We start from the raw sequence: 14,503 nt of genomic DNA, 5'->3' as shown, positions 1-14,503 counted from the left end.
TTTCATCCGGCTGCCCGCGCATCCCGCAGAGCCGGCCGGATGCGCCCGCCACCGGCCGCGGAAGAAGCCGGAACGGCTCCGGCCTCCGCTGTCCCGTCCGCGCATGACTGCCCTTGACGGGCATGGCCGCTTCCCCTGATCCCTCCGGGCGCGCTCCGGACGGACGGTACGCCTCGTCCCACACAGGTCGGCAGGCCGGCGGGCGGCCACCGCGTCTCAGCCACCCCATCCGTCCCGGCGAAGGGTATCCGCGGCGTTTGTTTCCTCCGCATTTGTCCCTGGGGTGACTCGGGGACGGTGTGTCCGCGACGTCGAGTCAGGTGTCGAGTTGCTCACGGATGAGCATGTCGAGTCGCTGCCATGCACGGGACGAGGCGTTGACTGTGCCCTGGATGAGCGCGGGGATCTCGGATGCTGCGTCCAGCTGGGGCAGTTCGTCGGGTCCGTAGCGTTCTCGGGTCGCCTCAGCGATCCGGCTGGCGAGATCATCGACGCGGGGATCGCCGGGGTCGAAGTCGTGCGCACGGTCGTAATCGAGGAAGAGCTGCCGCTGCGCAGGGTCGGCCAGGATCTCGTTTTGGTCCTGAAACAGTGTGACCGCCTGGTCCGGGTGGGCGGCGAACACGAGGATCCACAAGTCGCGTTGCAGGTCCACCCATCGAGGAGTGAATCCCCAGCGCGCCAGGCGCTCCAGATACATGCCAACCTCGGCGGGCAGCGGTGCCAGCTGCCCGGCGGCGAGCTGCCGCAGGCGCCTTTGCGTCGCCCGCAAGCCGCGGATGCGAGCGGTGACCTCGTCGTCGATCTCGCGCAGCACCCGCTGGAACTCTTCGTCGGGCGCCGATCGCAGGCCCCGGATGCGGGCCAGAGGGACGCCGGCTTCGGCAAGCGTCCGGATCTTGATCAACTCGATGGCGTCGTGCGCGCCGTAGCGACGGTACCCCGACGCATCACGGTCGGGTTCGGGGAGCAGACCCTTGTCGTGATAGACGCGAATGGTCTTGATCGACACCCCGACATACCTGGCCAGCTGCCCGATGGTGATCACCCGGCCATCGTCCCACTTGACCTTTCCCCTAGGGCAGGGTTGCACCCTGGCGTTATGGCGAACACGAACATCGATCGGGAGACCTTGCGCGAGCTGGCCGATGCGGGCAACGAGACCGCCTTGGACCAACTGGCCGACCTCGCCGACGCGGCGGGCGACCTCGGCGAGCTGAACGAGCTACTGGACGAGGGATCCATGCGCGCCGGGTTCCTGCTCACTCGACGCGCGGCCGCCACCGGCGATCTGCGCGAGCTGCAACGGATCTGCGACGCCGGATACGACGACGCCGAGGACGAGCTGAACCGACTCCTGAAAGCACCGGCCGACGGGTCAGGGGACTGAGGATCCGATCGGTCGCAGTTGCCGTCCAGGCTGCAGCCATCGAGTTCGGCCCAATTCGGCACGGCCGAACCAGTGCGTGCGCGAGAGCCACGATGGGCGCCTCGCTGTCACCGAGGGCGCGCTACCGGCGCTGCTTCGCCGTCGCCATGGCTCCATGCTCGCCGAATTTCAATGCCTGCCTCGCTTGGGACAGAGTCGGTCTCGTTTCGCCAATGTCGCTCCGGCATCATGCGCTCCACGATCCCCACAGCCGCGGCCTGCCGACCGACCGTCCAGCCCAAATGAGACGAGCTCCAAGCCCAGACGCAGAACGCGTTTTGGCTCCCGGCAAGAGCCGGGGGCCGTGCTGCATGTCATGGTGCTGACCTCGTGATTCGCGCACGGATGATGCCTCGAATCTGGTCCACGCCTGGTCCACACAGCGTGATCCAAAGCGAGATTCAGGCGAATCAGGGTGAGACAGCCTCAACGCCGAAGGGCCGCCCGTCCAGGACGAGCGACCCTGTGAACTGCTGCTTCTCTCACCTCGGCGGAGGCGGTGGGATTCGAACCCACGGTGAGGGATCACCTCACGACGGTTTTCAAGACCGCCAAGCTTGAAGCTCTAAGACGCCCCACCACCTGCGACGAAGCGCTGTCGCCTTCACGCAGATCAGGTCGTTGGCCCACACGTAGCCCACAGAGTCGGCCACGCGCCGCCAGAGCGCGGTGCCAACCGCCGGCCGCCTCAGGCGGTGAGTAGCAACCTTCTTTGCTACTTCAAGTGCTCGCTCCGCTCGCCGCGCGGCCCGGCTTGCCGCCGGGCCGACGCTCCTGTCTCCGCCCCGCTCCGGCCCGGCCGCCGGCCCGCGCGCGAAGACGAGCTTGAGGTATTGGGCACCGGCGTGGCTGGGGCGGTCGGCTCCACGGCTTTAGGCCCTACGTTCTTGATGGGTCTGGTCCGGCCATTCGTAGGGTCGGTGGGCCCGAGGGGCGTCGGGTGTGGCTCGCTTTAGGCTGCCGATCATGGCTTTGGCTGCTTGGCCGCCCGGCGCCCTGTGACGACTCGGCCGCTGATTAGGACGTGCGAGTTCATCGCTGTGTAGGGCCAGGCCGGCGACGTCGTCTCACGGGACCACCGAGCGTCGAGTATGGAGGTCGCCATGCCCCAGGTCTGGGCCGGAGTAGACGCGGGAAAGCTTCACCATCACTGCGTCGCGATCGACAGCGAGGGCAGCAGGCTGCTCTCCCGCCGCGTGGCCAACGACGAACCAGAGCTACTGCAGCTGCTGAGCGATGTCATTGCCCTTGCCGAGGAGCAACCGGTCACCTGGGCCATCGATCTGGCCGACGGCCCAGCAACACTGCTGATCGGTCTGCTCACCGAACACGACCAGCATCTGCTCTATCTCCCGGGTCTGAGCGTCAATCGTGCGGCCAGCAGCTACCGCGGCAGCGCCAAGACCGATGCCCGTGACGCAGCCGTCATCGCCGACCAGGCCCGCATGCGGCGCGACCTGCACTCCTTGCGCAACGGCGACGAGGTCACCGCCGAGTTGAAGATCCTCACCGCCCACCGAGCCGACCTGGTCGCCGACCGCACCCGCAACACCAACCGCCTGCGCTCCCTGCTCACCAGCGTCTTCCCCACCCTGGAACGCGCGTTGGACCTGACCACCATCGGCCCGCTGACACTGCTGACCGGCCACCAAACCCCCGACGCCGTGCGCCGAACAGACCACAGCTCGCTGACCAGTTGGCTGCATTCACGCAAGGTCCGCAATGCGGCACGGCTCGCCACTACCGCGATCGAAGCCGCCGAAAAGCAGCACATCACGCTGCCCGGACAGCAGTTGAGCGCCCGCATCATCCAACGCCTCGCCGAGGGGGTCCTCGAGCTCAGCAAGCAGATCAAGGAAGCCGACGACCTCATCGCGGACCGCTACCGCCGCCACAGGCATGCCGAGATCATCACCAGCCTGCCCGGTATCAGCACCCAGCTCGCCGCCGAATTCCTCGCAGCCACCGGCGGCGACATGACTGCCTTCGAGACAGCCGACCGACTGGCGGGCTTCGCCGGCCTCGCTCCCGTACCGCGAGACTCCAGCCGCATCCGCGGAAACCTGCACCGACCCCACCGCTACCACCGCGGACTCCAGCGCGTCTTCTACCTCTCCGCGCAGATCAGCATCCAGCACTGCCCGGAATCACGACGCTTCTACGAGCGCAAACGCGCCGAAGGCAAACGCCACCCCCAGGCCGTCCTCGCCCTTGCCCGGCGACGCGTCAATGTCCTGTGGGCCCTCCTCCGCGACCACCGCTGCTACGAACCCCCACAACCCGTCAGCCTCGCCGCCTGACCGACCATCCACTTGACCAACGACATTAGGAAGCAGCCACCTTGGGGCGAGCCTCGAAGATCAGGGGCTCACTTCGGGCTATTGCGGGCAGGCGAGGTGCTGCCCGAGTCGCGGGGAAGCTTACGAGCCCCTGACCTCTCGCCCCAAGGTGGCTCCAGCCCAAAGCCGCTCCACCAACCTTTGAGCCCGCGTCAGGCCATACGAGCCGCAAGCTCGTCCAAGCTCAGGAAGTATCGAGCGTGGGTACGCAGCAGGTCATCACGACTCTTCGCGCTAAGTACCACGACCTCTACGTTTGCGTGACCGCGATACTCCTTCTCGGTGTCAAAGCGAGCGGCGAATGCCTCTCGTCGGTGCTCAAACTCCTGCTGATGCAGCAGCCGACCAGCCGAGCGGTCGTACACGACGAGTACATTAGTCATGAGCCCACGTTACCAAGATCGCCCCTCTGTGAGACAGGTGTCATACCGCCCATCTCCTCTCGGAGGTTGGCCAACCCCTCGCGCACCTTCTCCCAGTAGTCCCGCACCTCCTCGTCATGCTCACCATCGTCGTCTGGCTCTGCGACCTCTACCTCCTCTAGCGCGTCGATTAGGTCACCAAGGACGATGGCGCTGCGAGTCATTAGGACATGTAGGCGGTAAGAGGTGTCGTAGAGTTTGCGGAGTGCAACTACCTGCTCGGGTGTTTTGTCATCCCTCAAGTCCTCCAACCGATCCCACCAGTGGGCGGGCGGCTCGCCATAGCGAATCTCACGCCCAATGAGGTCCGCTAACTTCTCGAACATGTCGGCCCACTCGTGCTGCCACTTTGTCCTGACTTGGATCTCGACCGGGATGCCTTCCGGGTACGCGATCACGTGCACAGCTCGATAGCCCTGGCTCGGCTGCACCCGACGATCAATCGTTTTTGGTTGTCGCTCTCCAGACGCGAAGGCTTCGGTGATCACGCGAACGGCTTCGTTCTGCGCATTCCTGTCACCATCAAGCACGATGCGCATGCCTGCGAGATCTTGAATGCTCTTCAGCCAAGAACCGCCGTGTCGCGCGAGCTTCTCCAAGATCGTCCCAGTGTTCTTCACGCGACTCGTAGGTTCGAACCCGAGGCTTCGAACAACGTCCAGGGCCGAGTCCAGTGCATCGTCATATGCAAGGAGAAGTTGACTTAGTGCAGCAAGATCCTCTTCGTTCGGCTCACCCTCTTTAACCAGGCGCTCTCCGAGCCGAGTGATGCGTGACTTACTGAAGGGCAACGGCATGCTGAGGTTTTTAGCACCTTTGAGGCTAGATTGCTCCGAAACAAAGGTTCAGCCGGGCGAAGTTCGGACTATCGTCTTGCGACGCAGCCTGCCAACGGCCCTGACACCAACAGGGGCGGACACAGGCGGTCGACAGTGAACGACGACGGACCTCTCATCGAGGTCAGAAGCGAGTTGACCGAGGTTCACGACCCCACGTAGTCGACCTGATAAGGATGCGGCCACAGCGGAATGCAGCAGACTCACCCCGCGCGACTTGGCATGACATCGGTTTGGAGCAGGAGCGGGGACAGGGCAAACCCGTGGCGGGAGTACGCCGAAACCGCCCGCTCACTCGAGTGGACGGTCACCCGCTCAAGCCCGAGATCACGCGCGAGCACCAGGACCGCGTCGATCAGCTGACCTCCCAAACCGCCGTCGCGTACGTCCGGCACGACGTACACGCACTGCACATCGCCGGATGCCCGCTCGAACGCGCGCGGATGCGGCACACGCCGCGTGATCGCCAACCACGCCATGCCGATTACCAGGTCGTCGCGGACTATGACCAGGCACCGATGCGAGGACTCGTTCTCCAACGCCCACGTGACGAAGCGAGGGGTGAACTCCTCCAGCGTGGTGTCAGGCGCCCCGTGAATCTCCCGCGCCCACCGCCAACGCAACTCTGCGACAGTTCCCAACTCATCGGGCCGGACAGGACGAATAGCGATACCGTTCACGGCTTCATCTTGACGCAGACTCGCCGACGTGACGGCCGCTTCCGCCCATAGCTCGCATGGAGTGGGCCCAAGGCACGTCCGCGGGCCGTGCCACTCTCGTGCCAGAACGGACGGGTGCTCACGAGGAACCAGGGTCCGCAGGGGTGAGTTCGGCCAGACTCTGCCCACGGTACGGAATCTGCAGGTCACACGTCCCACGAGCACGTCGTCGCCGGCCTGGCCGCAGCCCTGCGGGCCGGGGCTTTGACCGCAGACGCCGTCGCGCTGGAAGCCCGCAAGGCCGCTCAGACCGAGGCCGAACCAGACCCCGGCAGTGCCGAAGTCGATCCCGGCACGCCGTCCGCGACAGTGACGTCCCTCCATGAGTGGCGCCTCGCGCACCTGCCCCCGGACACCAGGCCGCTGCCCTCGGTGACCCCCTATGACCAGTTGCTCCGACACCGCCGCGACAGCGGCGGTGACCACCATGAGGGAGAAGCACAGTGACCCTGCCCCGCCAGCGAGGCTTGACCGAACAGGCCGCCGACGCCGCCATCGACACCTCCTGTCGCATGCTGCGGCTGCCGTCGATCCGCAAGGAGTTCACCGACATCGTCGACCGGGCGCTGAAGGAGCAGATGACCTACCGGGGCTTCCTCGCCGAGCTGCTGATGGCTGAATGCGACGATCGGGCCCGCCGCCGATCGGAGCGACGCATCAAGGCGGCGAACTTCCCCCGGGAGAAGTCCCTTCGGGCGTTCGACTTCGACGCCAACCCCAACATCGACGCGGCAACCGTCCACACACTCGCCAGCTGCGACTGGATCAAGGACGGGAAACCCCTGTGCCTGATCGGCGACTCCGGTACCGGCAAGTCACACATGCTCATCGCACTGGGCACAGAGGCAGCCATGAAGGGCTACCGAGTGCGCTACACACTCGCCACGAAACTGGTCAACGAGCTGGTCGAAGCCGCCGACGAGAAGCAGCTGAACAAGACCATTGCCCGCTATGGCCGCGTCGACCTGCTCTGCATCGATGAGCTGGGATACATGGAACTCGACCGCCACGGCGCCGAACTGCTCTTCCAGGTCTTGACCGAACGCGAGGAGAAGAACAGTGTCGCCATCGCCTCCAACGAGTCCTTCGGCGGCTGGACCAAGACGTTCACAGACCCTCGGCTCTGCGCAGCCATCGTCGACCGCCTCACCTTCAACGGCACCATCATCGAGACCGGCACCGACTCCTACCGTCTGGCCAGCACTCGGAAACGAGCCGAGGAACCCGCGGCCCTGGTTGACCGCCGCCGCGCTCAATAGGACTCGAACACTTACCACCTCCCTCGCTAGTGAGCCTCTTGCTTGAGTTTTGCGAAGTGTTAGCTTAGTAGTGTGGGCGATTCAGGCGAAGTGAATGAGACTGCGGAGATGCTGCGTTGGGGGGTCTCACGCCTGGCCTCCCGGTTGCGGGCTGAGCAGTCGGGAAGCGGACCGGGACTGTCGCGTCTTGCCGTCTCGGTGCTGGCGAACCTGCGACACGATGGTCCGCTGACCCCGACGATGTTGGCTGCCATCGAGGGGCTACAGCCGCAGTCATTGACTCGTGTACTGAACGACCTGGAGGAGCAGGGCCGGATCGTGCGCTCACCCAGCCGGCGAGATGGGCGCAGCCACGACGTCGACATCACCAAGGCCGGTCACGAGGCGCTGCGCGAACATGTGACGGACGGCAATGCCTGGCTGGCGGCAGCGTTGCGTCAGACTCTCACGCCTGCTGAACGCGACCTTGTGCGCATCGCTGCCGGACTGTTGCAGCAACTGGCCGCAGCGGGCGGAGATACGGGCGGCAGAGGCTTGATCGACGGGGAGGCCGCAAGCGACCCCGGGGCGGCACCACCGCTATGACAGCCGAGCATGCGGAGGCACAACATCCCCGCCTCAACCGCTCAAGGCAAGATCGGGGCGGCATACGCCTTCTCGTCGTGTTGGCAGGCTTGAGCGCAGCCAGCCCGCTCGCCACCGACATGTACGTGCCCGGGCTTCCGGAAGTAGCACGCTCCCTCCAAACCGACAGCGCCGGCGCCCAGGTCTCCTTAACGGGCTTTCTCATCGGCATCATCGTGGGCCAGTTCGTACTGGGACCGCTCAGCGACGGCATCGGCAGGCGCCCCGTACTGCTGGGCGGGACGTTGCTATTCGCGGTCTTCTCCGTCCTCTGCGGCTTCGCTCCCACCGCAGTGGTCCTGGACGTCGCACGCGTGGGTCAAGGCATCGCAGGCGCGGCAGGAATCGTCGTAGCCCGTGCGGTGATGACTGATCTGTTCAGCGGTATTCAACTCGCCAAGAAAATCGCCGCGTTAGGCGCCATCACCGCCCTCGGCCCAGTGGTGGCCCCCCTGTTCGGCGGAGCGGTACTTGCTGTGGCCCCGTGGCGCGTCGTCTTCTTCCTGCTTGCGCTGTTCGGCCTGGTGCTACTGGTGGGGGTGCTGCGGTGGGTGCCGGAGTCTCTTGCCCGACAGGACCGCACATCCGGTGGCATAACCGGTGGCCTCCGGTCCGTTGGCCGGGTAGCCACCCGGCGTTCGGTACTGGCGCCGGTGCTGTCCCTGTCGTTCGGAGGCGCCGCCGTCTTCGCCTACATCGCGGGCACCTCGTTCGTCTTCCAGGACATCTACCATCAGACCCCCGAGGTCTCCAGCCTCGTCTACGGTCTCAACGCCGTGGGCAACATGACCGGGAGCCTTGCATACGGTCGACTCGTAACTCGGTGGCCCGCGGAGAAATTGCAGGCCACCTCAGCTGCCGTCGCGCTGACCGCTTCGATGCTCTTGCTCGGCGTGCAAGCGACAGTAGGCAGCAGCGCGTTCATCACGTGGGGCTCTCTCTTCGTCTCGATCACAGCGTTCGGCGTCTTCTTCCCCGCCGTCACCACAGTCGCGCAGAGCCGAGGCCGCGACGCTCCTGGGGCAACGTCCGCCCTGCTCGGCAGTGGGCAGTTCACCCTCGGCGCAGCGGCTTCACCCGCTGTCGGACTCTTCGGAATTCACAGCCCAGCACCCATGGCAGCCATCATGACGGCCTGCCTTGGACTGACAGTCATGACCAGCCTCTCCCGCCTCGCACCCACCAACCAGTCCAAGGGCTCCACGGAAAAGACCATCTGATCTCCGCCGCCGTGAATCCTTGCGCGGACGTCCATCGGTGCGCCGGCCGGCTCTTGCACCATCAACATCGCGAGGAGCGCTCTCCACTCATCGACGGGCTGCCCTGGTCACTCACTCGACCTTCGTCCCCTGCCCCCTGCCGTCACTTCTCGTCGACACTCACGAGCCCAGTGACCACCAACTGCCTCCGGAAAGTGTCCGCTCTCATCCAATCGAGGCGTTTACTCATCGAACCCAGTCGTTTCGCCTTCTGTCTCAGCGAACCTAGTCCGGTGATCGAACTGGGGGTGTTGGGTGGCCGTACCGGCTGGGGTGGGACTTGCAGGGCCGTACGTCGAGTTGTCATACGTGGACGCTGTACGCGAGCGTCGGCGGCGTCCGCTGCTGGACTGTGTGACGGCCCGGTTCGAGGACGCGTCGCCAGTACGGCCGTTTCGCTGGTCGCGGGGTGAGCGTCACTTCGCGGGTTGGTACTGGTCGGCGACGACCGGGCAGCACGTCGGTTTCGAGTCGTGGCTGGAGCGCGACCGACTTGTGCTGATGGACTTCGACCCGGACCTCGTGGGAATCGCCTCGCAGCCATTCTGGCTGCACTGGCACGACGGCGAGCGGGAGCGTCGGCACGCGCCGGACTACTTCGTGCGCCATACGGACGGCTCGGCGGTGGTCGTCGATGTCCGGGCGGATGAACGGATCGAGTTGAGGGACGCCGAAGCGTTCGAGGTGACGCGGCTGGTTGTGCGCAAGCCGGGTGGGGCTTCGAGCGGGTTGGGGTGCCAGAGGCGGTGCTGTTGGCGAATGTCCGGTGGCTGTCGCGTTACCGGCACCCGCGTTGCATGCGCGATTCAGTCGCGGGCCGGCTCCGAGAAGTCTTCGCGGTCCCACGGCCGTTGATGGCCGGGGCGGATGCGGCCGGGGATCGACTGGCGACGCTGCCAACGCTGTTCCACTTGCTCTGGCTCCAGGAACTGACCGCTGCGGGGATGACGGTCGAATTGCTGGGGCCGCGCTCAGTGGTGCGTCTTGCTGGTGAGGGGCCGGGGTGATCGGAGAGAGGAAGGTGCCGGCGACGGCCCGGATCGCCGAGTTCCCCAAGACGGCTGCTGAACAGGCCCGTTGGTGGGAAGGGCACATTCTGGAGGTGCTGCACGGACTGCCACCGGATGCTCCGGACGGGACGTCGCCGAGACCGGAGTTCGACCCGAAACAGCGCTCGCTGGCTCAACGTGAGCGGGCCAAGGCAGCAGAGCTGACGACCGCGGGGCACAAGGTGTCGGCCAGCGGCATCAAGCAACGGCGTCAGCGCTACCAGCGAGACGGGCTGGTCGGGCTGGCGGATGGCCGGTCGGCCAAGCAGATGCCGACCTTCGGGCAGGTCGACCCGGCCGTGGTGGAAGCGATGCGGCAGGCGATCGGAGAGACGGCTGACGCGTCGTCGAGGACCATCGGGTTCATTATCTGGCGGACCAGACAGGTCTTGGCTGATCGCGAGGAGACCGCCGCAGTCGAGCTGCCGTCGCGGGCCACGCTCTACCGGTTGTTCGACAAGCTGGCCACGGGCACCCACGCCACCGGCTCGGCCCGCACTCGCCGCTCGATCAGCGCGAGACCGTCCGGGCCATTTGGTGAAGTACCGGCCAGCGCGCCAGGCGAACCGATGCAGATCGACTCCACTCCGCTGGACGTGCTGGTGCGGCTGGACGACGGGATCGCCGAGAAGGTCGAGTTGACGGCCATGGTCGACATCGCCACGAGGTCGATCACCGCGGCGGTGCTGCGGCCCACTACGAAGGCGGCGGACGCCTCCGTCCTGCTGGCCCTCAGCATCACCCCGGAGACGATGCGTCCGGGCTGGTCGGATGCTCTGCGGATGTCCCGGTCGGTGCTGCCGCACCGGCGGCTGCTGAGCATCGACAAGCGTCTGGAGCACGCAGCGGCCCGGCCGGTGATCGTGCCGGAGACGATCGTCTGTGACCCACGGCAAAGTTTTCGTCTCACGCAACTTCCGGGCGTCCTGCCGCTATCTGGGCATCGTCCGCCATCGAGATCGCGGACTACTTCGCGGACCACGCCCTGACGGTCTTCGACCTCATGGGCGCCGACGCCGCCCAAGCGAGGGCCCAGTCACTCCTTGAGGTGCTCCACGCGAACGCCTGGGAAACGGTCTCGCGCCGCGACCTGTTCGCCAAGCTCTCCCGCTCGGAGTTCCCGACGGTCGCCGACCTGGAACCAGCCGTCGCCCTCCTGGAAGAACACGGCTACCTCCGTACCCACACCCCACCCCGCACGGGCAAACGGGGCCGCCCGCCCGCCCCGCGGTACCTCATCCACCCGCAGGTGAGGGAAGGCCAGGCATGAGGGCAAACCACTCCAACTCCCGGGAGTTGGCCGCGCAAACCGCAGTATCCGCGGAAACAGTGACCACTCGCCGCTGACCAGCGAATACGCACCCCCGGGGCGGCCAGCGCCGTCCCCCGCAGAACCACGCAGAACCCCGCACAAACAGCGCCCGCTATGCGCTCGACGGCGGACGAACCGTCCGCCTCGGCCTTTGTGCGGCCCTTCCGATGGTTTCTGCGACTGCTGCCCCGGCTGCTCCAACTCCGCAGCTCAGGCAGCAAGTTCATGTCTTTCCGCGGATTGTGCGGTTTCCGCGACAGCCGGTACCGCCCCGAGACCGCGGCCCGGAACAGCAGGAGGCTCGAATGCCCCGCCAGAGACACCTCAAGTTGACCGAAGTCCTCGAAGAGATCGACATGTCCCGCGCCGCCTTCTACCGCATGCGCGCACGCGGCAAGGCACCCAAGCTCATCAAGCTCCCCAACGGCCAACTGCGCGTACGCCGCAGCGACCTGGACGCCTGGTGGACCAACTGCGAACAGCAAGCCGCCTGATAACGCCGATTCCGTGCGAGGGGCCCGCCAGACGACGGGCCCCTCGCGGCTTGGAGAGACATGCTCACCTACGACGTAGACGTCTGGTCGATCCGCAATCGCAAGGGCCGTCCAAAGCCGTTCGAACTGCGCTGGCGTGTTGGATCGCGTCCGCACTCGCGGAGTTTCAAGCTCAAGGCACAGGCGGACGGCCGACGCTCCGAGCTCATGACGGCACTCAGGAACCGCGAACAATTCGACGAGGAAACCGGACTCCCCGCCAGCGAGCTGTCGGACCTCAACACCCCCACCTGGTACGAGCACGCAACCGCGTACGTCCTGATGAAGTGGCCAAAGGCCGCGGCCAAGCACCGAGCCAGCATCGCTGAGGCACTGGCTGTGCTCACACCGGTATTCGTCTCCTCATCGCGTGGTGCGCCCGATCCGAAAGTGATGCGAACGGCCCTCTACGCGTGGGCGTTCCGAGCCGTCCCCGGCCAGGACGGGAAGCCCGTCACACGCGCAGACGTCGAGACGCCACCGGACGAGGTGGCCGACGCCCTGGCTTGGGTCGGCAAGCACTCGCTGAAGCTCACCGAGGCCGCGAGCCCCGAGAAGATAAGGGCCGCGCTGGACGCCCTATCGGTCAGGCTCGACGGGAAGCCGGCAGCGGAGAACACGGCAAACCGCAAGCGCATGGTCCTCAGCAATGCGCTTCGGTACGCCGTGGAGAGAGACCTGCTGAGCTCCAACCCCATGGCGAGCATCGACTGGACAACACCGCCAAGAGAAGACGAGGTGGACTTCCGGTACGTGCCCAACCCAGCTCAGGTTGCTGCCCTCCTCACCGCAGTACGCGAACAGGGCGAGCGGGGCAGACACCTCGCGCCGTTCTTCGGCTGCCTCTACTACGCAGCAATGCGACCGTCAGAGATCGCTTCGCTGCGAAAGTCTGACTGCCATCTGCCAGAGAAAGGGTGGGGCGAACTCGTCCTCGCCGGCAGTCAGCCGGAGGTCGGGTCGGGGTGGACAGACGATGGAGCTTCCTTCGAGCAACGCGGACTCAAGCGCCGGGCACGGCGCGCCACTCGTCCGGTACCGATCCCACCGATACTCGTCGCCCTGCTCCGCGACCATGTGACCGCGTACGGAGTCGCCGACGACGGACGACTGTTCCGAGCCGCACTAGGCGGACGAATCAGGTCCACCGAATACTGCGAGATCTGGGACGCAGCACGCGACAAGGCCCTCACACCAGAGGAAGCCGCCTCGCCGCTCGCCGACGTGCCGTACTCCCTTCGCCACGCAGGTGTCTCGCTCTGGATCAAATCCGGCGTCGATCCGGTGGAGGTCGCGAGGCGGGCCGGCCACAGCCTCACCGTGCTGTTCCGCTTCTACGCAAAGATCCTCCGCGGTGAGCAATCGCGGGCCAACCAACTCATCGAGAAGCGGCTCAACGGTGGCAAGTAAGCCGCGATTCCGCGCATACGGTTAGCCCGTGAGTCCGGTCAAGTCAGAGCACATGACAGCAGGAGCACGGTGTACGTAGGGGCACGTCTCCGAACCGGAAACGTGCCCCTCTGACCGCGAACTGCTAGGCACACGAAGTTGCGTCAAGGACAGCGCAAATAGAGTCACTGACGGATCCCGCGTCGGGAAGTGCCACCGGCGACAGTTTCACGTCGTCGTAATTGTTCGTGGCAAGGATCATGCCCTTTGGTCCCACCGCCAACCCGTTGCTGTACGCGACATCGCCGACGAATATTTTTTTGCGCTCTTGTCTACCGCTCGCCATATCCCAGAGCCGTAGAGTGCCGCCGTCAAGGACGCCTACCGACATACCGTCAGAGCCGAATGCCACCGTTTCCTCGGACCAGGTGTCGTCGTCGTCAAACAGAGTCGTGCGGACGTTGCCGCCTTCTACATTCCATAGCCGCGCTGAGTCGTTGTCGCTTGCAGCGACCAACGACTTCCCGTCTGCGCTGAAAGCAATCGAGTCGACGATATCTTCTCCCTTGAGCACCCTCCGTGCCCTACCACCTTTAGCACTCCAAAGAAATACTGAATCAAATTCCGCGGCAGCGAACCACTTGCCGTCGGGACTAAATGCAAGTGGGTCACCAAGGACGGACTCCCCGTCCTTGGTCTTCAAGGTCGTGCGTAGCTTGCCGGTCTTCACATCCCAGAGCTGCGTCCCCCTAGGGCCGCCGACGGCCAGAGATTTTCCGTCAGGGCTGACCGACACTGAATTCACTTTGTACTTATGACCTTTGAGCGTCATGCGCAGTTCGCCGCTCTCTACATTCCATAGCCGCGCCGTGCCGTCCTCGCTACCCGTCGCCAATGACCTACTATCAGCGCTGAAAGCCATCGAACCCACCCAGCCTTTGTGACCCTTGAGCGTCACACGCACCTTTCCGCTCTTCACATCCCATAGACGTACGATTTCACTGTCTTCGTACGCGATTGCCAATGACCTACCGTCGGGACTGAACGCCATGAGATCCGCCTCGTCGTCACGAGTCAGTGTGGTATTTTCCATACCTCTAAACTTGCTGCGGGCCTCAATCCTTTCCAGGTCCCATAGCCGCACCTCGCGGTCGTCACTGCCCGTCGCCAACGAGTCGCCATTAGGACTGAAAGCCACCGAACTCACCCCGTCCTTATGCCCCTTGAACGTGGCGCGTACCTTGCCGCTCTCCACACCCCACAACCTCGCCGTACCATCGTCACTGCCCGTCGCCAACGAGTCGCCATCAGGACTGAAAGCCACCGAACTCAC

Annotated in this window: 14 protein-coding genes, 1 tRNA gene and 1 pseudogene; 10 read left to right on the top strand and 6 right to left on the bottom strand. The window is 65.2% G+C overall.

Annotation, left to right across the window (positions count from 1 at the left end):
* Positions 1-316: 316 nt before the first annotated feature.
* Entirely contained in the window at positions 317-1,048 is a 732-nt protein-coding gene (locus tag QQM67_RS28050) for a MerR family transcriptional regulator (RefSeq protein WP_314177788.1), read from the bottom strand.
* 54 nt (positions 1,049-1,102) lie between these two features.
* On the opposite strand from QQM67_RS28050, the gene QQM67_RS28045 reads away from it, so the two are divergent.
* Entirely contained in the window at positions 1,103-1,390 is a 288-nt protein-coding gene (locus QQM67_RS28045) for a hypothetical protein (RefSeq protein ID WP_314177787.1), read from the top strand.
* A gap of 530 nt (positions 1,391-1,920) precedes the next feature.
* Here QQM67_RS28045 and QQM67_RS28040 read toward each other — a convergent pair.
* Positions 1,921-2,035, bottom strand: a tRNA-Ile gene (locus QQM67_RS28040).
* A 497-nt stretch (positions 2,036-2,532) separates the two neighbouring features.
* Here QQM67_RS28040 and QQM67_RS28035 point away from each other — a divergent pair.
* A complete protein-coding gene (locus QQM67_RS28035) occupies positions 2,533-3,729 on the top strand; it encodes an IS110 family RNA-guided transposase (protein WP_314177785.1) in 1,197 nt (398 codons plus the stop codon).
* A 191-nt stretch (positions 3,730-3,920) separates the two neighbouring features.
* On the opposite strand, the gene QQM67_RS28030 is transcribed toward QQM67_RS28035, so the two are convergent.
* The 3 genes from QQM67_RS28030 to QQM67_RS28020 all read right to left on the bottom strand — a co-directional run bounded on the left by QQM67_RS28030 (position 3,921) and on the right by QQM67_RS28020 (position 5,706).
* Positions 3,921-4,151, bottom strand: coding sequence for a hypothetical protein (locus QQM67_RS28030; protein ID WP_314177783.1), 231 nt, complete (start codon positions 4,149-4,151; stop codon positions 3,921-3,923).
* Entirely contained in the window at positions 4,148-4,987 is an 840-nt protein-coding gene (locus QQM67_RS28025) for a nucleotidyltransferase family protein (RefSeq protein WP_314177780.1), read from the bottom strand. Before QQM67_RS28025 ends, QQM67_RS28030 begins: the two co-directional genes overlap by 4 nt.
* A gap of 242 nt (positions 4,988-5,229) precedes the next feature.
* Positions 5,230-5,706, bottom strand: a complete 477-nt coding sequence (locus QQM67_RS28020; RefSeq protein ID WP_314177778.1) for a GNAT family N-acetyltransferase — start codon at positions 5,704-5,706, stop codon at positions 5,230-5,232.
* A gap of 482 nt (positions 5,707-6,188) precedes the next feature.
* Between QQM67_RS28020 and istB the strand changes: the two genes are divergently transcribed.
* The 8 genes and pseudogenes from istB (at position 6,189) to QQM67_RS27980 (ending at position 13,191) form a co-directional block, all read left to right on the top strand.
* Entirely contained in the window at positions 6,189-7,004 is an 816-nt protein-coding gene (gene istB / locus QQM67_RS28015; protein WP_314177775.1) for an IS21-like element helper ATPase IstB, read from the top strand.
* A gap of 72 nt (positions 7,005-7,076) precedes the next feature.
* Complete coding sequence (locus QQM67_RS28010) at positions 7,077-7,589, top strand: MarR family winged helix-turn-helix transcriptional regulator (RefSeq protein ID WP_314177773.1); 513 nt, start codon at positions 7,077-7,079, stop codon at positions 7,587-7,589.
* Positions 7,586-8,848 carry a multidrug effflux MFS transporter gene (locus QQM67_RS28005; protein ID WP_314177771.1) on the top strand — a complete coding sequence of 421 codons (1,263 nt, stop codon included), beginning with the start codon at positions 7,586-7,588 and terminating at the stop codon, positions 8,846-8,848. Before QQM67_RS28010 ends, QQM67_RS28005 begins: the two co-directional genes overlap by 4 nt.
* Positions 8,849-9,142: 294 nt before the next feature.
* Positions 9,143-9,810: pseudogene (locus QQM67_RS28000) on the top strand (TnsA-like heteromeric transposase endonuclease subunit); the annotation flags it as partial.
* Between the two features lie 80 nt (positions 9,811-9,890).
* Positions 9,891-10,925: a hypothetical protein gene (locus QQM67_RS27995; RefSeq protein WP_314177769.1), complete on the top strand. Its 1,035-nt coding sequence runs from the start codon at positions 9,891-9,893 to the stop codon at positions 10,923-10,925.
* Positions 10,926-10,939: 14 nt separating this feature from the next.
* Positions 10,940-11,206, top strand: coding sequence for a hypothetical protein (locus QQM67_RS27990; protein WP_314177767.1), 267 nt, complete (start codon positions 10,940-10,942; stop codon positions 11,204-11,206).
* Positions 11,207-11,553: 347 nt separating this feature from the next.
* Positions 11,554-11,742 (top strand): helix-turn-helix transcriptional regulator, encoded by a 189-nt coding sequence (locus QQM67_RS27985; protein WP_314171476.1) that lies wholly within the window; start codon positions 11,554-11,556, stop codon positions 11,740-11,742.
* 60 nt (positions 11,743-11,802) lie between these two features.
* Positions 11,803-13,191: a tyrosine-type recombinase/integrase gene (locus QQM67_RS27980; protein WP_314177765.1), complete on the top strand. Its 1,389-nt coding sequence runs from the start codon at positions 11,803-11,805 to the stop codon at positions 13,189-13,191.
* A 124-nt stretch (positions 13,192-13,315) separates the two neighbouring features.
* Here QQM67_RS27980 and QQM67_RS27975 read toward each other — a convergent pair.
* Positions 13,316-14,503: WD40 repeat domain-containing protein (locus QQM67_RS27975; protein WP_314177763.1), on the bottom strand; the 1,188-nt coding region annotated here is incomplete at its 5' end.

The organism is Streptomyces winkii (assembly GCF_032248595.1).
Taxonomy (GTDB): Bacteria; Actinomycetota; Actinomycetes; order Streptomycetales; family Streptomycetaceae; genus Streptomyces; species Streptomyces winkii.
This window is presented reverse-complemented; position numbering and strand designations above follow the sequence as displayed.

What these genes read in the sequence shown, in the direction of transcription:
- QQM67_RS28045 (WP_314177787.1), top strand. Translation starts at nt 1,103, where the DNA reads ATGGCGAACACGAACATCGATCGGGAGACCTTGCGCGAGCTGGCCGAT.
- QQM67_RS28035 (WP_314177785.1), top strand. Translation starts at nt 2,533, where the DNA reads ATGCCCCAGGTCTGGGCCGGAGTAGACGCGGGAAAGCTTCACCATCAC.
- QQM67_RS28030 (WP_314177783.1), bottom strand. Translation starts at nt 4,151, where the DNA reads ATGACTAATGTACTCGTCGTGTACGACCGCTCGGCTGGTCGGCTGCTG.
- QQM67_RS28025 (WP_314177780.1), bottom strand. Translation starts at nt 4,987, where the DNA reads ATGCCGTTGCCCTTCAGTAAGTCACGCATCACTCGGCTCGGAGAGCGC.
- QQM67_RS28005 (WP_314177771.1), top strand. Translation starts at nt 7,586, where the DNA reads ATGACAGCCGAGCATGCGGAGGCACAACATCCCCGCCTCAACCGCTCA.
- QQM67_RS27990 (WP_314177767.1), top strand. Translation starts at nt 10,940, where the DNA reads ATGGGCGCCGACGCCGCCCAAGCGAGGGCCCAGTCACTCCTTGAGGTG.
- QQM67_RS27985 (WP_314171476.1), top strand. Translation starts at nt 11,554, where the DNA reads ATGCCCCGCCAGAGACACCTCAAGTTGACCGAAGTCCTCGAAGAGATC.
- QQM67_RS27980 (WP_314177765.1), top strand. Translation starts at nt 11,803, where the DNA reads ATGCTCACCTACGACGTAGACGTCTGGTCGATCCGCAATCGCAAGGGC.